Annotated in this window: 14 protein-coding genes; 13 read left to right on the plus strand and 1 reads right to left on the minus strand. The window is 32.5% G+C overall.

Annotated elements, in window-relative coordinates:
• Positions 1-27: 27 nt before the first annotated feature.
• The 9 genes from WHD07_RS12925 (at position 28) to WHD07_RS12965 (ending at position 12,664) form a co-directional block, all read left to right on the plus strand.
• Positions 28-1,203 carry a 2-isopropylmalate synthase gene (locus WHD07_RS12925; protein WP_105049476.1) on the plus strand — a complete coding sequence of 392 codons (1,176 nt, stop codon included), beginning with the start codon at positions 28-30 and terminating at the stop codon, positions 1,201-1,203.
• A 102-nt stretch (positions 1,204-1,305) separates the two neighbouring features.
• Complete coding sequence (gene leuB / locus WHD07_RS12930) at positions 1,306-2,427, plus strand: 3-isopropylmalate dehydrogenase (protein WP_343328745.1); 1,122 nt, start codon at positions 1,306-1,308, stop codon at positions 2,425-2,427.
• Positions 2,428-2,880: 453 nt separating this feature from the next.
• Positions 2,881-4,557 carry a dihydroxy-acid dehydratase gene (ilvD, locus tag WHD07_RS12935; RefSeq protein WP_343328746.1) on the plus strand — a complete coding sequence of 559 codons (1,677 nt, stop codon included), beginning with the start codon at positions 2,881-2,883 and terminating at the stop codon, positions 4,555-4,557.
• Between the two features lie 91 nt (positions 4,558-4,648).
• Positions 4,649-6,382 carry a biosynthetic-type acetolactate synthase large subunit gene (gene ilvB / locus WHD07_RS12940; protein WP_105049473.1) on the plus strand — a complete coding sequence of 578 codons (1,734 nt, stop codon included), beginning with the start codon at positions 4,649-4,651 and terminating at the stop codon, positions 6,380-6,382.
• A 91-nt stretch (positions 6,383-6,473) separates the two neighbouring features.
• Positions 6,474-7,004 (plus strand): acetolactate synthase small subunit, encoded by a 531-nt coding sequence (gene ilvN, locus WHD07_RS12945; protein WP_105049472.1) that lies wholly within the window; start codon positions 6,474-6,476, stop codon positions 7,002-7,004.
• 129 nt (positions 7,005-7,133) lie between these two features.
• The gene (gene ilvC / locus WHD07_RS12950; protein WP_343328747.1) at positions 7,134-8,609 is read left to right on the plus strand and encodes a ketol-acid reductoisomerase; all 1,476 of its coding nucleotides are present in this window, start codon (positions 7,134-7,136) and stop codon (positions 8,607-8,609) included.
• A gap of 73 nt (positions 8,610-8,682) precedes the next feature.
• Entirely contained in the window at positions 8,683-9,945 is a 1,263-nt protein-coding gene (gene ilvA / locus WHD07_RS12955) for a threonine ammonia-lyase IlvA (RefSeq protein ID WP_343328748.1), read from the plus strand.
• Between the two features lie 207 nt (positions 9,946-10,152).
• Positions 10,153-11,046, plus strand: a complete 894-nt coding sequence (locus WHD07_RS12960) for an IS1595 family transposase (protein ID WP_343328482.1) — start codon at positions 10,153-10,155, stop codon at positions 11,044-11,046.
• Between the two features lie 25 nt (positions 11,047-11,071).
• Positions 11,072-12,664, plus strand: coding sequence for an NADP-dependent glyceraldehyde-3-phosphate dehydrogenase (locus WHD07_RS12965; protein ID WP_343328749.1), 1,593 nt, complete (start codon positions 11,072-11,074; stop codon positions 12,662-12,664).
• 105 nt (positions 12,665-12,769) lie between these two features.
• On the opposite strand, the gene WHD07_RS12970 is transcribed toward WHD07_RS12965, so the two are convergent.
• Entirely contained in the window at positions 12,770-13,597 is an 828-nt protein-coding gene (locus WHD07_RS12970; protein ID WP_343328750.1) for a universal stress protein, read from the minus strand.
• 174 nt (positions 13,598-13,771) lie between these two features.
• On the opposite strand from WHD07_RS12970, the gene rimP reads away from it, so the two are divergent.
• The 4 genes from rimP (at position 13,772) to WHD07_RS12990 (ending at position 19,183) form a co-directional block, all read left to right on the plus strand.
• Entirely contained in the window at positions 13,772-14,233 is a 462-nt protein-coding gene (rimP, locus tag WHD07_RS12975) for a ribosome assembly cofactor RimP (protein WP_105049467.1), read from the plus strand.
• A gap of 11 nt (positions 14,234-14,244) precedes the next feature.
• Positions 14,245-15,501, plus strand: coding sequence for a transcription termination factor NusA (gene nusA, locus WHD07_RS12980; protein ID WP_105049466.1), 1,257 nt, complete (start codon positions 14,245-14,247; stop codon positions 15,499-15,501).
• A 60-nt stretch (positions 15,502-15,561) separates the two neighbouring features.
• Positions 15,562-18,447, plus strand: coding sequence for a translation initiation factor IF-2 (gene infB, locus WHD07_RS12985; RefSeq protein WP_343328751.1), 2,886 nt, complete (start codon positions 15,562-15,564; stop codon positions 18,445-18,447).
• Positions 18,448-18,619: 172 nt separating this feature from the next.
• On the plus strand, positions 18,620-19,183 hold the full coding sequence (locus WHD07_RS12990; protein ID WP_343328752.1) for a porin family protein: 564 nt from the start codon (positions 18,620-18,622) through the stop codon (positions 19,181-19,183).
• Positions 19,184-19,277 lie beyond the last annotated feature (94 nt).

Raw genomic sequence — 19,277 nt, forward strand, 5'->3', positions numbered from 1 at the left:
TTAAATAAGATAATCTTTACAGAAATTATGCAAGATAACAAGGTTCAAATTTTTGATACAACATTAAGAGATGGGGAGCAAGTCCCTGGGTGCAAGTTAGATACAAGACAGAAATTAGTAATTGCTGAGAGATTAGATTTATTAGGTGTTAATGTTATTGAAGCTGGTTTTCCGGTTTCAAGCCCTGGTGATTTTATTTCGGTTTCAGAAATTGCAAAAATTGTAAAAAATGCATCAGTTTGTGGTTTAACCAGAGCTGTAGAAAATGATATTAAAGTGGCGGCACAAGCACTTGAATATGCTAAGTATCCAAGAATCCATACAGGTATTGGTACAAGTGATTCTCATATTCAATTTAAATTTAATTCAACGAGAGAAAAAGTAATAGAACGTGCAGTAAAAGCAGTTTCTTATTCTAAATCTTTTGTAGAAGACGTAGAGTTTTATGCAGAAGATGCCGGTAGAACAGATAATGAGTTTTTAGCAAGAGTTTGCGAAGCAGTTATTAAAGCAGGAGCTACGGTATTAAATATTCCTGATACTACAGGATATTGTTTGCCAGAAGAATATGGAGCTAAAATTAAGTATTTGCGAGAAAACGTAAAAGGAATAGATAATGTTATTCTTTCTTGTCACTGTCATAACGATTTAGGTATGGCAACTGCAAATTCTATTGCAGGTGTTATAAATGGAGCGCGTCAAATAGAGTGTACTATTAACGGTATCGGAGAAAGAGCAGGAAATACGGCTTTAGAAGAAGTAGTAATGGTGTTAAAACAACATCCATATTTAAACCTAGAAACAAGTATTAATACAAAATTATTGTACGATACAAGTATTATGGTTAGAGAAAGTATGGGGATGCCTGTGCAACCAAACAAAGCTATTGTGGGTGCAAATGCATTTGCGCATAGTTCTGGTATTCATCAAGACGGAGTTATAAAAAACAGAGAAACATACGAAATTATGGATCCTGAAGATGTTGGTGTTACAGAAAGTGCTATTGTATTAACAGCAAGAAGCGGTAGAGCTGCTTTAGCGTACAGAGCAAAAAAGGTAGGTTATGAGTTAACAAAAGTACAATTAGATGTTGCTTATGAAGCTTTCTTAAACACTGCCGATAAACAAAAAGAAGTAAAAGACGAGGATATTCATGCAATTATGAAAGAAGTAAGTAAAACCTCTAAAGTTACAACAATATAAAAATAAACTTTGTCTTCATAGGTAGTTGTAAATTTTAAGTGCACTATTTAAAAGAATCAACTACCTTTGATTACAAATTAATTTTTAGATTACAAGTACAGAATGAAATATACAATTGCAGTAATTCCCGGAGATGGTATAGGGCCAGCAGTAACTACGCAAGCAAAAAAAGCATTAGACGCAGTTGCAGAGGTGTATGACCATATTTTTTTATATAAAGAAGCTCAAATGGGCGCTTGTGCAATTGATAAAACAGGTACTCCTTTGCCGCAAGAAACTATTGACATCTGTAGAAAAGCAGATGCCATTTTATTTGGAGCAATTGGAGAATCTAAATACGATAATGATCCATCCTTAAAAATAAGACCAGAACAAGGTCTTTTGCAATTAAGACAAGAATTAGATTTATTCTGTAACGTAAGACCTATAAAATCATATCCGAAGCTATTAAAGAATTCACCTCTTAAAAAAGATATTATTTCGGGAACAGATATTGTTATTTATAGAGAATTAACTGGCGGAATTTATTTCGGAAAAAAAGAAGTAAGTAAAGATGGGTTGTCTGCTTATGACGTATGTTCATATACCGTAGAAGAAATTTCTAGAATTACACATTTAGCATTTAAAGCAGCTCAAGACAGAAAGAAAAAAGTAACCTTAGTAGATAAAGCAAATGTCTTAGCAACCTCTCGTTTATGGAGAAAAACCGTAGCAGAAATTGCAAAAGAATACAAAGATGTTACCTTAGATTTTATGTTTATAGACAATGCTGCGATGCAAATTGTTCTAAACCCTAAAAAGTTTGATGTAATTTTAACAGAAAACCTTTTTGGAGATGTTATTTCTGATGTAGCTTGCGTTATTGGAGGTTCTATAGGAATTTTAGCATCGAGTTCAATAGGCGAAAAAAATGCATTATTCGAGCCAATTCACGGATCATACCCACAAGCAACCGGAAAAGATATTGCCAATCCTTTGGCTTCTATTTTATCTGCCGCAATGATGTTAGAGCATTTAGGCTTGCATGATGAAGCAGATGCAATACAAAGAGCTGTAGAAAAATCGTTAGATTTAGGCATTACAACTCCAGATTTAAAAGGCAAAAATCAGTACTCGGCGTCTACCGCAAAAGTAGGCGATTTTATTGCCGATTATATTGCAAATCAAGAAGACAGTAATATGAATTTTCAAAACATTCATATGGGGCAAAGTACTATTATTTAGAAGCTATTTCCAGCTTTCATTACTCGCTTTTTTTGTAAAAAAAAACAAAAAAGAGCTCAAACAAACCATTCAATCTGGGCTAGCCTAATTTGCTTAATTTTGTCATTAATAATAAAAGTAGTTGTATATTTAAAATAAAATTACAATATTTGAACACGTGAAAAAACAGATATTAAATATTATTTCTATTATTATCATCGTCATCGTAATTATTACGACATGATAAGGAAGTGCTATTTATATTTTTTATAAACAAACCTTCCATTTAAACGGAAGGTTTTTTTTATGAATTTATTTCAATGATTGAATATCATAATTAAATAGGGTTAATAATCTTTATATCAGTTATTTATGGTGTTTTTTTAACACCTGAATTTAAAGAATACTATTGAATATTATTCAATAAAAACAGAGAAACATAGTAATTTAGACAACAAATTGAAGAAAACAATAATGAAACTAAACAAACACAGTAGCAGATTAACGCAAGATGAATCTCAACCTGCATCACAAGCAATGTTATATGCAGTAGGTTTAACGGATGAAGACATGCAAAAGGCACAAGTAGGTATTGCAAGTACAGGTTATGACGGTAACCCGTGTAACATGCATTTAAATAATTTGGCGGCAGAAGTCAAGGTAGAAAGCAATATTGCAGGTTTAGTCGGTTTAGGATTCAATACAATTGGAGTTTCAGATGGTATTTCTATGGGAACTTCTGGTATGAATTACTCATTAGCTTCTAGAGATATTATTGCAGATTCTATAGAAACAGTTGTAAACGCTCAAAGTTATGATGCTTTAGTTTCTGTAGTTGGATGTGATAAAAATATGCCAGGAGCTGTTATAGCAATGTTGCGTTTAAATCGTCCATCAATTATGATGTATGGTGGTACCATTGCATCAGGAAATTACAAAGGAAGAAAATTAAATATTGTTTCTGCTTTTGAGGCTTTAGGTCAAAAAGTAGCAGGAGAAATAGAAGAAGATGAATATAGAGAAATTATAAAAAGAGCCATTCCAGGGGCTGGAGCATGTGGTGGTATGTATACTGCAAACACAATGGCTTCTGCAATAGAATGTATGGGGTTCTCTTTACCTTATAACTCATCAATACCAGCAGAAAATCCTAATAAATTATCAGAAGCAGAAAGAACTGCTTTAGCTATTAAAAATTTATTAGAATTAGATTTAAAGCCTTTAGATATTATCACTAAAAAGTCTTTAGAAAATGCCATTGCAATTGTAAATGCTTTAGGTGGATCTACAAATGCAGTGTTACACTTTTTAGCAATTGCACATGCAGCTGATATTGAGTTTACATTGGCAGATTTTCAAAGAGTTTCGGACAGAACTCCGTTAATTGCAGATTTAAAACCATCTGGTAAATACTTAATGGAAGATGTACACGGAATTGGAGGTACGCCTGCTGTGATGAAATATTTATTAGAGAATGGATATTTACATGGAGATTGTATGACCGTAACAGGTAAAACATTGGCCGAAAATTTGGCAGATGTAGAGGCAATCGAATTCGAAGATCAAGATGTAATTCATCCAAAAGATAAAGCATTAAAATCATCAGGAAATATTCAAATTATTTATGGAAACCTTGCCACAGAAGGAGCTGTTGCAAAAATTTCTGGAAACGAAGGATTACTTTTTGAAGGAAAAGCAGTTGTATATGATGGTGAACAAGCAGCAAATACAGGTATTTCTAATGGGGAAGTAGAAAGAGGAGATGTAGTCGTCATTAGGTATGTTGGACCTAAAGGAGGACCAGGAATGCCAGAAATGTTAAAACCAACTTCATTAATTATGGGAGCAGGTTTAGGTAAATCTGTAGCTTTAATTACAGATGGTCGTTTTTCTGGAGGAACTCATGGTTTTGTGGTCGGACATATTACACCAGAAGCACAATCTGGTGGTGCAATTGGCTTATTAAAAACTGGCGATAAAATTAGAATTAGTGCAGAAGATAATTCAATTAATGTTTTATTATCTGATGAAGAACTCGCAGAAAGAAAAGCTAAATGGGTTGCACCAGCATTAAAACATACAAAAGGAATTTTGTATAAATATGCAAAAACAGTAGCATCTGCATCTAAAGGATGTGTAACTGATTTGTAGTTTTACAATAGAATCAAGAATCAAGATAAAAAAAGAGATAAGATATCCTGCAAGGCTTTAATAACCTTGTAGGTATTTAAAAGATAAAACTATGGAAACACAAACCATAAAAAATAAGCAAAGCACAACTAAAACTACAGAAAGGATTTCTGGTAGTGAGGCAATTGTTAGATGCCTTATAGAAGAAGGAGTTAAGATTTTATACGGTTATCCTGGAGGGGCAATTATGCCTGTTTACGATGAGTTGTATAAGTATCAAGATAAAATTCATCACGTATTAACTCGTCATGAGCAAGGTGCAACACATTCTGCTCAAGGTTATGCGCGTATTTCAGGTGAAGTTGGGGTTGCTATGGCAACTTCAGGACCCGGAGCAACCAATTTAATTACGGGTATTGCAGATGCACAAATAGACTCTACACCAATGGTGTGTATTACAGGTCAGGTTTTTTCTCATTTATTAGGAAGTGATGCATTTCAAGAAACCGATATTGTTGGTATTTCTACACCAGTTACCAAATGGAACTGTCAAGTAACAAAGGCATCGGATATTCCAGAAGCTATTGCAAAAGCATTTTATATTGCTAGAAGCGGAAGACCAGGACCTGTTTTAATTGATATTACCAAAGATGCTCAATTAGAAAAATTTGATTTTTCTTATGAAAAATGTACAAAAGTAAGGAGTTATGTTCCTGTTCCTAAAACAGATGTTAAGTCTTTAGAAGCTGCAGCAGAATTAATAAATGCAGCAAAGAAACCATTAGTAGTTTGGGGTCAGGGAGTTATTTTAAGTAAAGCAGAAGAAGCATTTAAAGCAGTAATTGAAAAAGCAGGAATTCCTTCTGCATGGACAATCTTAGGAGCTTCTGCAATTCCTACAAAACATCCTTTAAATGTTGGTATGGTTGGTATGCATGGTAATTATGCGCCAAATGTGTTAACAAACGAATGTGATGTTTTAATTGCAATCGGAATGCGTTTTGATGATAGGGTTACAGGAAAGTTAGATGAGTATGCTACACAAGCAAAAGTGATTCATTTTGAAATAGATCCTGCAGAAGTAGATAAAAACGTTAAAACAGATGTTGCAGTTTTAGGTGATGCAAAAGCTAGCTTAGAAGCAATTTTACCATTAATAAATAAAAATTCTCATACAGAATGGCATCAGAAATTTAAAGATTTATATGCTATTGAATATGAAAGAGTGATAAAAAACGATATACATCCAACCAAAGAAGGGTTAACAATGGGTGAGGTTTTAAATCAAATAAACATACAAAGTAAAGGTAATGCAGCCATCGTTTCAGATGTTGGTCAGCATCAAATGATTGCTTGTAGGTATGCTGAATTTAATAAAACTAAAAGTAATATTACTTCTGGTGGTTTGGGTACAATGGGCTTTGGTTTGCCTGCTGCAATTGGAGCAAAAATGGCAGCACCAGATAGAGAAGTAGTATCTATTTCTGGAGATGGAGGTTACCAAATGACGATTCAGGAACTAGGAACTATTTTTCAGCAAAAAGCGGCTGTAAAAGTGGTGGTTTTAAATAACGATTTCTTAGGAATGGTGCGCCAGTGGCAACAGTTATTTTTTGAGAAACGATATGCATCAACAGAAATGGTAAATCCAAATTTTGTAGCCATTGCAGAAGGGTATTATATAAAAGCAAGAAAAGTTACTAAAAGAGAAGAATTAGCAGATGCTGTTAAGGAAATGATGGAAAGTAAAGAAGCTTATTTTTTAGAAGTTTGTGTAGAAAAAGAGGATAATGTATTTCCTATGATTCCTACAGGTGCAAGTGTTTCTGATATAAGATTAGAGTAAAAGAGAATTAAGAAAAGAGAATAAAGAACAAAGATTAAAGAGAAGAGTGGCAACTTTGAAACTTTAAACTTTAAACCTTGAACTTAAAAGCATGAGTACAGAAAAACAATTATTTACAATATCTGTTTATACAGAAAATAATGTTGGATTGTTGAATAGAATTTCAGCAATTTTTCAAAGAAGACACATCAACATAGAAAGTTTAAATATTTCTCCATCAGAAATTGTAGGAGTGGCTAAATTTACGATTGTTGTAAATATGATCGAAGTTAATGTTAAAAAGATAATTGGTCAGATAGAAAAGCAAGTAGAGGTAATAAAAGCTTACTACCATGATCAAGATGAGATTATTTATCAAATTTCGGGCTTATTTAAAATAAAATCAGAATTGTTGTTCGAAGAGCGTCAAATTCAGAATATAATTAAAGAAAGCAACGCAAGAATTGTAACGGTTAATAAAGAGTTTTTTGTTTTAGAAAAATCGGGCAAGAAAGATGAAATTGTAGCGTTATACAACCAGTTAAGCGTATTTGGTATTATGCAATATACCCGTTCTGGTTTAATTGCGGTTACTAAAGAAGAAATGAAGATATCAGCATTATTAGAAACATACAACAACTAAAAATAAGTCAAAGAAAAAAGAGAAGAGAAAAAGAGAAGAGACAAGAAATAAATCTATTACAAGTAAGATTTGTCTATCTTCTTTTTTCTATCATCTTTACTCTAAAACCAACAAACAAAAACAATAAAAATGTCAAATTATTTTAACACATTAACATTAAGAGAAAAATTAGAGCAATTAGGAAAATGTCGTTTTATGGACGCTTCAGAATTTGAAGACGGAGTAGAAGCATTGAAAGGGAAAAAAATTGTTATTGTAGGTTGTGGAGCACAAGGTTTAAACCAAGGTTTAAATATGAGAGAGTCTGGTTTAGATATTTCTTATACCTTAAGACAAGCTGCTATCGATCAAAAAAGACAGTCATATATTAACGCGTCTTCAAATAATTTTGAAGTTGGTAGTTACGAAGATATGTTACCAAGTGCAGATGTGGTTATTAATTTAACGCCAGATAAACAACATACAAATGTTGTAAATGCAGTAATGCCTTTAATGAAAAAAGGAGCTACGTTATCTTATTCTCATGGTTTTAATATTGTTGAAGAAGGAATGCAAGTTCGTAAAGATTTAACTGTAATTATGGTGGCGCCAAAGTCTCCAGGATCTGAAGTTAGAGAAGAATATAAAAGAGGATTTGGTGTGCCAACATTAATTGCGGTTCACCCAGAAAATGATCCAGAAGGAAAAGGTTGGGCACAAGCAAAAGCGTATGCAGTTGCAACAGGTGGTCATAAAGCAGGTGTGTTACAATCTTCTTTTGTTGCTGAGGTTAAGTCTGATTTAATGGGAGAGCAAACTATTTTATGTGGTTTGTTACAAACAGGAGCAATTTTATCTTTTGATAAAATGGTAGAAGAAGGTATTGAGCCAGGTTATGCAGCTAAATTAATTCAGTATGGTTGGGAAACTGTAACAGAAGCTTTAAAACATGGAGGAATCACCAATATGATGGACAGATTGTCTAATCCTGCAAAAGTAGAAGCTTTTAGAATTTCTGAAGAATTAAAAGAAATTATGCGTCCATTGTTCCAAAAACATATGGACGATATTATGACTGGTCATTTCTCTAAAACAATGATGGAAGACTGGGCAAATGATGATAAAAACTTATTAACTTGGAGAGCTGCAACAGGAGAAACTGCTTTTGAAAAACAACAAGTTACAGATCAAGAAATTTCTGAACAAGAATATTTTGACCACGGAACTTTATTAGTTGCTTTTGTGAGAGCTGGTGTAGAATTGGCTTTTGAGGCAATGACAGAATCTGGTATTATTGCAGCTTCAGCTTATTACGAGTCTTTACACGAAACGCCATTAATTGCTAATACAATTGCAAGAATGAAATTGGCAGAAATGAACCGTGTAATTTCTGATACTGCAGAATATGGTTGTTACTTATTTGACCATGCTTGTAAGCCTTTATTAACTGATTTTATGAAAACAGTTTCTACAAACGTTATTGGTAAATCTTTTAGTTCAGAAAACGGAGTAGATAACCAAGAATTAATTAGAATTAACAAAATTATTAGAAATCATCCGGTAGAAAAAGTAGGAGAGCAATTAAGAGCTTCTATGACCGCAATGAAAGTTGTAAAAACGGCATAATTAACTAAAGATTTTTTTTATAAAAACCTGTCAGATTTAATTGTCTGACAGGTTTTCTTTTTATATTCGACCCATGCAAACAAAGTCAAATTATTATCCAAGTTTAGAAAGCGTAAAAACAGCTGCAAAAAACTTAAAAGGAGTTGCTTTTGAAACTCCGTTGAGCAAAAACTTTAACTTATCAAAAGAATTAGAAGCAACAATTCTGTTTAAGAGAGAAGATTTACAAGTAGTACGTTCTTATAAAATTAGAGGAGCCTACAATAAAATGTCTTCTTTAACTTCGGATGAAAAACAACGGGGAATTGTTTGTGCAAGCGCTGGTAATCATGCGCAAGGTGTTGCTTTGTCTTGTAAATTGTTACAGATAAAAGGAACCATTTTTATGCCATCTCCAACTCCAAATCAAAAAATTAACCAAGTTAAAATGTTTGGAGAAGATTTTATTGAAATTGTAATTGAAGGAGATACTTTTGATGATGCTTCTGATGCAGCTAAACTAGAGTGTGATGCAAAAAAGAAAACTTTTATTGATCCTTTTAATGATGCAAAAGTAATTGAAGGTCAGGCAACAGTTGGTTTCGAAATATTGAATCAAACAGCTGAAAAAATAGATTACGTTTTTGTTCCTATTGGAGGAGGAGGGTTGTCTGCAGGGTTATCATCTGTATTTAAATATTTATCACCAGAAACAAAAGTTATTGGTGTAGAACCAGAAGGAGCGCCTTCTATGTTAACATCCATCAAAAATAAAAAGAATACAGCTTTAGATGTAATAGATTCTTTTGTAGATGGTGCAGCGGTTAAAAGAGTAGGAGATTTAAATTTTGCTATTTGTAAGCAAAATCTATCTGAAGTAATTACGGTTCCCGAAGGAAAAATTTGTCAGACCATTTTAGATTTGTATAACAAAGATGCTATTGTGGTAGAACCTGCAGGTGCTTTAAGTATTGCAGCGTTAGATTTATTTGCGGATAAAATTAAAGGTAAAAATGTAGTTTGTGTAGTAAGTGGTAGTAATAATGATATTACAAGAACGGCAGAAATAAAAGAACGCGCTTTGGTGTTTGCAAATTTAAAACATTACTTTATTGTAAAGTTTCCGCAAAGAGCAGGGGCTTTAAAAGAGTTTGTGGCAGAAATATTGGGTCCAAATGATGATATTACACATTTTGAATACACTAAAAAGAATAACAGAGTAAACGGAGCTGCCGTTGTTGGTTTAGAGTTAAAATCTTCTAAGGATTTAGCGCCTCTAATCAACAGAATGAAAGAAAGAAGTTTCTTTGGCGACTACCTAAATGATAAGCCAGATTTGTTTCAGTTTTTGGTCTAATTATTCAAAAAATTCTAAAGAAAAACAGTGTTATAACACCGAAAACCTTTTCGTGTTTTAAATAATAAATGGGGTATTTTACAGTTATTTTTAGTTAATTTTGAACAATAGATAATTATAAGGCTTATTTTTTTATGGGATCTATTAAAATTTATAGAGGTCAGTATTTAAATTCATATCTTAGAAGTCAATAAATATAGTAATTAAATGAATATTTTTAAGGGACAAAACCTTCTAGAGTTTGCTGACCGTTTTAAGACTGACCTAGATTGTAAGAAATATCTAGCAGATATTAAATGGAAAGATGGTTTTCAATGTGTAAAATGTAGCCATAAAAAAGCTCAGATAAGAAAAGATTTCTCACGTACTTGTAATATTTGTTCTCATCAAGAATCAGCAACATCAAACACACTTTTTCACAAAGTAAAATTTGGTATTAGAAAGGCATTTTTTATTGTTTTTGAAATGAGTACAAGCACTAAAAGTCTTTCAGCAAGCTATGTTTCAGTTCGTTTTAGTGTTACTGAAAAGACAGCTCGTTTATTTATGCTTAAAATTAGAGAAGCTATGGAAAGCAGTGGGAATAATCCCATGACAGGTACTGTTCATGTTGATGAATTTGTACTTGGCGGACGCGAAAAAGAGAAAGTTGGCAGAAGTTATAACGTAAAGAAAAAGAAGGCCATTACTGCTGTTGAGTTAACTGATGATGGAAAAGTAAAAAGAATGTATGCTATGAGAATCGAAGATTTTTCAGCAAGTTCGCTTCAATATATTTTTGTGAATCATATTAGCAGAGATGCTAAAGTGATAACCGATAAATGGAGAGGTTACAGACCAATTGCAAAAGTTTATGATATTACACAGATTGAAAGTAATAATGGTATGAATTTTAAAGCTCTTCACACTATGATTCATCAAGTAAAATCATGGATAAGAACAACGTATTCTTGGGTAAGTAATTCTAATATAAATAGATATTTTAATGAATTTTGTTTTAGAATTAACCGTTCACAAAGCAAAGCAACAATATTCAATAATCTTATAACTAAAATGGTCAAAAAAGAAAAAGTTAGCCACAAACAAATTATATGTAGCTAACTACTGACCTCTAAAAATTTAATTTATGAAAAAACAATTTACAGAAATACCAGAAGCATATAAAGTCAATTCACTATTACATCAAAAAACGTATTTAGTTGATGGTGAATTAAAGGAATGGAAAGGAGAATTTACAGAGGTATATTCTACAATTTCATCAACAAAAGAATACAAACCAACTTTATTAGGGACTGTGCCTAATTTAACAGGAGATGAAGGTATAGAGGCTTTAAATTCTGCATACAGAGCCTATGATAAAGGGCAAGGTTTGTGGCCAACAATGCGTGTTGCAGACAGAATAGAATGTATGGAAGAGTTTGCAGAGCAAATGAAAACCAAACGAGATGAGGTTGTAAAATTATTGATGTGGGAAATTGGAAAAGCTTTACCAGATTCTGAAAAAGAATTTGATAGAACTATAGAATACATTTACGATACTATTGAAGACTATAAGCAAATGGACAGAGATTTTGCTAAGTTTGAAAAAAATAGTGGAGTACATGCTCATATTAGACGTGGCCCTTTAGGTGTAGTTTTATGTTTAGGGCCATATAATTACCCTTTAAATGAAACATTTGCACTGTTAATTCCTGCTTTAATTATGGGGAATACAGCTGTTTTTAAACCTGCAAAACATGGAGTCTTGTTATTGTCTCCGTTATTAGAGGCTTTTCAAAATAGTTTTCCAGAAGGTGTGGTCAATGTAATTTATGGTAGAGGTCGTGTTTTAGCAACTCCTATTATGAAAACAGGTAAAGTAGATGTGTTAGCTTTAATAGGTAACAGTAAATCTGCAAATGCTATTCAAGCAAACCACCCATTTAAAAATAGATTGCGTTTGGTGTTAGGTTTAGAAGCTAAAAATCCTGGAATTGTATTACCAGATGCAGATTTAGACTTAGCAATAGATGAATGTCTTGCTGGAGCAACTTCTTTTAACGGGCAACGTTGTACTGCATTAAAAATATTATATGTTCATGAACATATTGTAGATAAATTTAACAAACGATTTGCAAAAAGAGTAGATGCTTTAAAATTTGGAAACCCATGGGAAGAAGGAGTGAAACTAACACCTTTACCAGAACCAGGTAAGCCTGCTTATATTCAAGAATTAATTGATGATGCTACTTCAAAAGGAGCAAAAGTGATTAATAAAAAAGGAGGAAAAACTTCTGAGAACTATATATTTCCATCTGTTTTATACCCTGTTTCAAAAGACATGAGAGTGTTTCAAGAAGAGCAATTTGGTCCTGTAACTCCTATTGTTTCTTTTAAAAATATTCAAGAACCTTTAGATGATATGGCAGATTCTAATTATGGGCAACAAGTAAGTGTTTTTGGTAGCGAGGTAAAAACTCTAGCGCCATTAATTGATACGTTAGTAAATTTAGTGTGTAGAGTAAATTTAAATAGTGCTGCTCAAAGAGGACCAGATGTATATCCTTTTACAGGAAGAAAAGATTCTGCAGTTTCTACATTAAGTGTACATGATGCATTGCGTTCTTTTTCTATTAGAACTTTTGTTGCGTCTAAAGATACACCGTATAATAATGCTATTTTAGAAGAGTTATTAGATAAAAAAGCGTCTAACTTTATCAATACAGATTATCTATTGTAAGAAAATTAGAAGTATTATAGATTTAAAAACCTCCATTTCTGGAGGTTTTTTGTTTTTAGAGAATGGATGTCTGTAAGTTAATTTAGAAACACCTTATGTTATTGTCTAAACCTTAATGGTTAGCATTGGTTTTAAAGCACTTTTAGATAAGCTTTTGGTAACACTGCCTGTAAATAGGTGTGCTAAACCGGTTCTTCCGTGTGTGCTTAAAGCAATTAAATCTGCATTAATATCATTAGAAAAGTTTAAGATTCCTTTTTCTACAGTAGTATCGCTATAGACGTTAATTTTATGTTTTGGTAAATTAAAATCTGTAATAAAATCCTTTATTTTTTGTTTTGTTTCTGAGGTTGCATGAAAGTTGGCAGGTGTATTTACTTTTAATAAGTGAATTTTACTATCAAAAATAGTAGCAAAATCAACAAATTTACCGAAGACTTCTTTGTTTTCTTCTTTAAAATTAGAAGCAAAAACCAAATTTTTTAATTTAAATTTTTTACTATCTTGTTTAATAACAATAACGGGTGTTTTAGAATTTCGTACAACTTTCTCTGTATTAGAGCCTATAATCATTTCTTCTAGTTCAGAATGACCTTTTGATCCCATTATAATTAAGTCTGCATTAATTTTATCAGCATATTTTTGAATGCCTTCAAAAGGAGAGTTTAGTTTTATAAGGTATTCTACGTGAGTGTTTTTGTTGAAAAAAGTCTTTTTAAAATGTAGAATTTTTTCTCTAATCATTCTTAAATATAACATGCTTTCGGGGATGCTAAATTTACTGCTTGCTGCCATGTCTATGACGCCTTTAGGTACTTCAATTAAATGAATCAAGTAAATAGTTGCATTTGTTTTTGCAGCTATTTTTGCTGCAATTTTAGAAGCATATTCAGATGTTTTTGAAAAATCTATAGGGACTAAAATTTTTTTCATATTACAAAAATTTAAAGGTTCATATCAATATATATAAAGTTACAAAAAATATTTGACTTCAACTTAGTTTGGTAAATCCCAAACATTTAGTATATTTGCACCGAAATTTATAATAAATGGGGAAGGAAGGGGACTAAGAGTCCCCTCTTTTTATATTTTATTTTAAGCATTAAAATGGACCAAACCAAGGTAAGAGATTTAGTAGATGAAGCATTAGCACTGAACGAATCATTGTATTTGATAGATTTATCAATATCAGAAAACAATAAAATTCAGGTTACAGTAGATGGTGATAATGGAGTTCCATTAAGTGAATGCATTAGAATTAGTAAAAGTGTAGACGGTAATTTTGATAGAGAAGAAGAAGATTTCTCTCTAGAAGTGTCTACACCAGATATTTCTCATCCACTTAAAGTAAAGAGACAATATATTAAAAATATTAATAGAATACTAAAAGTAAAAACTTCTGAAGAAGAATTTGAAGGGACTTTAGTTGAAGCAGATGAAGATAAAATTGTTCTAAACTGGAAAGCAAGAGAGCCAAAACCAATAGGTAAGGGAAAAGTTACTGTGTTAAAAACAGCAACTATAGATTATCAGGATATTAAAGAAGCAAAAGTGAAGATTGTATTTTAAGCAAAAATGTAATGGAGAATATAGCATTAATTGATTCGTTTTCAGAATTTAAAGATAACAAGAGTATAGACAGAGTAACATTAATGTCTATTTTAGAAGAAGTTTTTAGAGCTGCCTTAAAACGTAAGTTTGGTTCTGATGATAATTTTGATATTATTATTAACCCAGATAAAGGAGATTTAGAAATTTGGAGAAATAGAGTTGTGGTTGCAGATGGTTTTTCTGAAGATGATAATGAAGAGATTGAATTAGCGGAAGCAAGATTAATTGAGCCAGATTTTGAAATTGGTGAAGATGTATCTGAAGAAGTGAAATTAATTGATTTAGGAAGAAGAGCTATTTTAGCATTACGTCAGAACTTAATTTCTAAAATTTACGAACACGATAGTACAAATATCTTTAAGCAATTTAAAGAATTAGAAGGAGAATTGTACAGTGCAGAAGTTCATCACATTCGTCATAATGCAATTATTTTGTTAGATGATGATGGCAATGAAATTGTGTTACCAAAAAGTGAGCAAATCCGTTCAGATTTCTTTAGAAAAGGAGATTCTGTAAAAGGTGTTATAAAAACAGTAGAGTTAAGAGGAAACAAACCAGCGATTATTTTATCAAGAACATCGCCTGTTTTCTTAAATAAACTGTTTGAACAAGAAATTCCTGAAGTTTTTGATGGTTTAATTACTGTTGAAGGTGTGGCAAGAATACCAGGAGAAAAAGCAAAAGTAGCGGTAGATTCTTATGATGATAGAATAGATCCTGTTGGAGCTTGTGTTGGTGTAAAAGGTTCTAGAATTCATGGTATAGTACGTGAATTAGGGAATGAAAATATAGACGTTATTAACTATACCAAAAACGAACAATTATTTATTTCAAGAGCATTGAGTCCTGCTAAAGTGACATCAATGGAAATAGAAATGTTTGATGAAGAAAGAAACGGTAAAAAAGGACGTGTAAGCGTTTTATTAAAACCAGAAGAAGTTTCTAAAGCAATTGGTAGAGGAGGGGTAAATATTCGTTTAGCAAGTGAGTTAACAGGTTACGAAATAGACGTTAAGAGAGAGGGTCTAGAAGAAGAAGACGTAGAGTTAACAGAGTTTGGAGACGAAATTGAAGATTGGGTTATTGTTGAATTCAAAAAGATTGGTTTAGATACTGCAAGAAGCGTATTAGAAACTAGTGTGGCAGAATTGGTAAGAAGAACTGATCTAGAAGAAGAAACAATTATGGATGTTCAAAGAATCTTGAAAGAAGAATTCGAGGACTAAGTATAGTATAGAATTAAAGTAAAAAGTATATTTTTACAAGTATAAAGTTAAAAAGAATTTATGTCTGTAGGCAAAACAATGAGGCTTAATAAAGTTTTAAGAGAATTAAACATTTCTCTTGATAGAGCAGTCGAATATTTAGCGGGTAAAGGTCACGAAATAGAATCGAGGCCAACCACTAAAATTACGGGTGACGTCTATCAAGTTTTACTTGATGGCTTTGAAAAAGACGCAAGCAAAAAAGCTGCATCTAAAGAAGTTGGAGAAGAAAAACGTAAAGAGAAAGAAGCTATTCGCTTAGAACATGAAGCTAAGTTAGAGAAGAAAAGAGCGGAAGAGGTTAAGAAAGAAGAGGTTTTAAGGGCCAAAGCAGATAAATTAGAGTTTAAAACTGTTGGTAAAATAGATATCGATAATATCGGTAAAAAACCTGCTGACAAAGTTGAAAAGGTAAAAGAAGAGCCTAAAGAGGTTGTTGTAGAGCCTAAGGCAGAAACGCCTAAAACTGAAACACCTAAAGTAGAAGAGCCAAAAGCAGTTACAGAAACTCCAGTGGTTGAAGTAAAAGCCGAAACTCCTAAAGTAGAAGAAACTCCTGTGGCAGATAAACCAAAGGCTGTTATTCCAGAAGTTAAAAAAACGGTTTCTGAAATAGAAAAAGAAGTTTCTAAAGTTGGTGATAAACCAAAAGGGAAAAGAGAGGTTTCTAAATCTGATGAAAAAGTAGAGGAAGTTACTGCAGAAAATGCAGAAGCTATTAAAACTCAATATAAAAAATTAGAAGGTCCTAATTTTACAGGGAAAAAAATTGATTTAAAACAATTTGAAAGACCTAAGAAAAAGAAACCAGAACCTAAAAAAGATGCAAACGCAGACAAGAAGAAACGTAAGCGTATTGTAACTAAAGCAGGTGCGCCAGGTTCTGCTACTGCAAGACCAAGTAGACCAGGTCAAGGTAATAGAAGCGGTGGTGGAAGTAGACCTCCTTTTAATAGAGGCGGACGAGGAGCAGCAAGACCAGCAGCAGTTAAGAAAGAAGAACCAACAGAAGCAGAAATTCAAAAGCAAGTAAGAGAAACGCTAGAGAAACTGCAAGGGAAATCTTCTAGAGGTAAAGGAGCAAAATACCGTAGAAATAAAAGAGATGCACACAGAGAACATTCTGATGCTGAGTTAGAAGCTCAAGCATTAGACAACAAAATCTTAAAAGTAACAGAATTTGTTACTGTAAGTGAAGTTGCTACAATGATGGAGGTTCCTGTAACAAATATTATTTCAGCATGTATGTCTTTAGGTATGATGGTAACAATGAATCAGCGTTTAGATGCAGAAACATTAGTTATTGTTGCCGAAGAATTTAACCACAAAGTAGAATTTGTTGGGGCAGAAGTAGAAGAGTCTATAGAAGAAGTCGTAGATAAACCAGAAGATTTAGAAACTCGTGCACCAATTATTACGGTAATGGGTCACGTAGATCATGGTAAAACATCTTTATTAGATTACATTAGAAAAGCAAATGTTATTGATGGTGAAAGTGGAGGAATTACACAACACATTGGTGCATATTCTGTAAAAGTTGGAGATCAAAAAATAGCATTTTTAGATACACCAGGTCACGAGGCGTTTACCGCAATGCGTGCACGTGGGGCGCAAGTAACAGATTTAGTTATTATTGTAGTTGCAGCAGATGATGATGTAATGCCACAAACTAAAGAAGCAATTTCTCATGCGCAAGCAGCAGGAGTGCCTATTATATTTGCAATCAACAAGATTGATAAACCAAACGCAAATCCAGATAATGTAAAAACGCAATTATCTCAAATGAATTTGTTGATAGAAGAATGGGGAGGTAACATACAATCTCAAGATATTTCAGCAAAACATGGAACAGGTATTCCAGAATTATTAGAGAAAGTCTTATTAGAAGCTGAAATTTTAGAATTGAAAGCAAACCCTAAGAAGAATGCAGTTGGTGCGGTAGTGGAAGCATTATTAGATAAAGGTAGAGGATATGTTTCTACCATATTAGTACAAGCAGGAACTTTAAAAATTGGAGATTACTTGTTAGCAGGTAAACACAGTGGTAAAGTAAGAGCAATGTTTGATGATAAAGGAAACAACTTAAAAGTTGCCGGACCATCAACACCGGTATCTATTTTAGGTTTAGACGGAGCGCCACAAGCGGGTGATAAGTTTGTAGTATTTGATGATGAAAGAGAAGCAAAACAAATTGCATCTAAACGTTCTCAATTACAACGTGAGCAATCTGTAAGAACTCAAAAAACATTAACGTTAGATGAAATTGGACGTAGAATTGCGTTAGGAGACTTTAAAGAATTAAACATTATCTTAAAAGGAGATGTAGATGGTTCTGTAGAAGCATTAACAGATTCTTTCCAAAAATTATCTACTGAAGAAATTCAGGTTAATATTTTACATAAAGGTGTTGGAGCCATTACAGAAAGTGATGTGTTATTAGCATCAGCATCAGACGCAATTATTGTTGGGTTTAATGTTCGTCCGCAAGGAAATGCTAGAGTAGTAGCAGATAGAGAAGAGGTAGATATTAGAACATATTCTATTATTTATGCAGCTATCAACGACTTAAAAGACGCCATGGAAGGGATGTTATCTCCAGAAATGAAAGAAGAAGTTACTGGTAATGTAGAAATTAGAGAAATCTATAAAATCTCTAAAGTTGGTAACATTGCAGGTTGTATGGTAATGTCTGGTAAAATTCAAAGAGATTCTCAAATTAGAATTATTAGAGACGGAATTGTAGTGCACGATGGAACTTTAACAGCGTTAAAACGTTTTAAAGATGATGTTAGAGAAGTTACAAAAGGCTTTGATTGTGGTATTCAAATTAAAAACTACAATGATATTGCTGAAGGAGATGTAATTGAAGCATACAAAGAAGTAGCAGTGAAGAAGAAATTGAAATAATAATTTTCGATATTTTTTTTAAATTATATAAGCCGCAAACACTGTTTGCGGTTTTTTTTATGGCTATTGTTCAATGAGTCAGTGTCTAGCGTTCTAGACAAAAAAAATAACAAAAAAAATAATAAAATGGCATAAGGTTTGCCTTAAAGATGAAAATAAAAACTAAGAAATTATGATTAAAAAATTATGGATTACCTGTATTTCTATTGCTTTAGCAGGAACGTTAAATGCACAAGACGTAAAAATAGGGCTTAAGTTAGGGATGAATATTGCCTCTGTAAATGGAAGTAATGCAAATAATCTCGACTCGAGAACAGGATTTATTATTGGTGCTACATCAGAGGTTTCGTTAACTGAAAAGTTTTCTATACAACCAGAATTATTGTATTCCGCACAAGGTGCGCAACAAAAAGATAATTTTAAGTACGATTTAAATTACGTTTTACTTCCTATTATGGCGAAGTATTATGTTGCAAAAGGATTTTCAGTAGAAGCAGGACCACAATTTGCTTTTTTAATAAAAGATCAATTGGTACCAATTGATCAATATAATGGTGGAGGTAAAGAAAATACAGATGCAGAAAATTTTGATCTTGCAGCAAATTTTGGAATAGGTTATCAGTTTGATAGTGGCATTTTTTTTCAAACAAGATACAATTTAGGGTTGATTGCTGTTAGTGAAAATCCAGATATTAAAAATGGTGTTTTTCAAATGACTTTAGGATATCAATTCTAAAAAAAACATATATAGTATCTTCTTCATCTAAATGAAGAGGATGTTTACTTTTAACGAAATCGTTCTTTTTAGCTAGATTTTACCATACGAGTCA

Source organism: Polaribacter staleyi, assembly GCF_038024045.1.
GTDB lineage: Bacteria > Bacteroidota > Bacteroidia > Flavobacteriales > Flavobacteriaceae > Polaribacter > Polaribacter butkevichii.

Coding starts and splice junctions, on each gene's coding strand:
- WHD07_RS12965 (WP_343328749.1), top strand. CDS start 11,072: ATGAAAAAACAATTTACAGAAATACCAGAAGCATATAAAGTCAATTCA.
- WHD07_RS12970 (WP_343328750.1), bottom strand. CDS start 13,597: ATGAAAAAAATTTTAGTCCCTATAGATTTTTCAAAAACATCTGAATAT.
- ilvA (WP_343328748.1), top strand. CDS start 8,683: ATGCAAACAAAGTCAAATTATTATCCAAGTTTAGAAAGCGTAAAAACA.
- ilvC (WP_343328747.1), top strand. CDS start 7,134: ATGTCAAATTATTTTAACACATTAACATTAAGAGAAAAATTAGAGCAA.
- nusA (WP_105049466.1), top strand. CDS start 14,245: ATGGAGAATATAGCATTAATTGATTCGTTTTCAGAATTTAAAGATAAC.
- rimP (WP_105049467.1), top strand. CDS start 13,772: ATGGACCAAACCAAGGTAAGAGATTTAGTAGATGAAGCATTAGCACTG.
- ilvB (WP_105049473.1), top strand. CDS start 4,649: ATGGAAACACAAACCATAAAAAATAAGCAAAGCACAACTAAAACTACA.
- WHD07_RS12960 (WP_343328482.1), top strand. CDS start 10,153: ATGAATATTTTTAAGGGACAAAACCTTCTAGAGTTTGCTGACCGTTTT.
- ilvD (WP_343328746.1), top strand. CDS start 2,881: ATGAAACTAAACAAACACAGTAGCAGATTAACGCAAGATGAATCTCAA.
- ilvN (WP_105049472.1), top strand. CDS start 6,474: ATGAGTACAGAAAAACAATTATTTACAATATCTGTTTATACAGAAAAT.
- WHD07_RS12990 (WP_343328752.1), top strand. CDS start 18,620: ATGATTAAAAAATTATGGATTACCTGTATTTCTATTGCTTTAGCAGGA.
- leuB (WP_343328745.1), top strand. CDS start 1,306: ATGAAATATACAATTGCAGTAATTCCCGGAGATGGTATAGGGCCAGCA.
- WHD07_RS12925 (WP_105049476.1), top strand. CDS start 28: ATGCAAGATAACAAGGTTCAAATTTTTGATACAACATTAAGAGATGGG.
- infB (WP_343328751.1), top strand. CDS start 15,562: ATGTCTGTAGGCAAAACAATGAGGCTTAATAAAGTTTTAAGAGAATTA.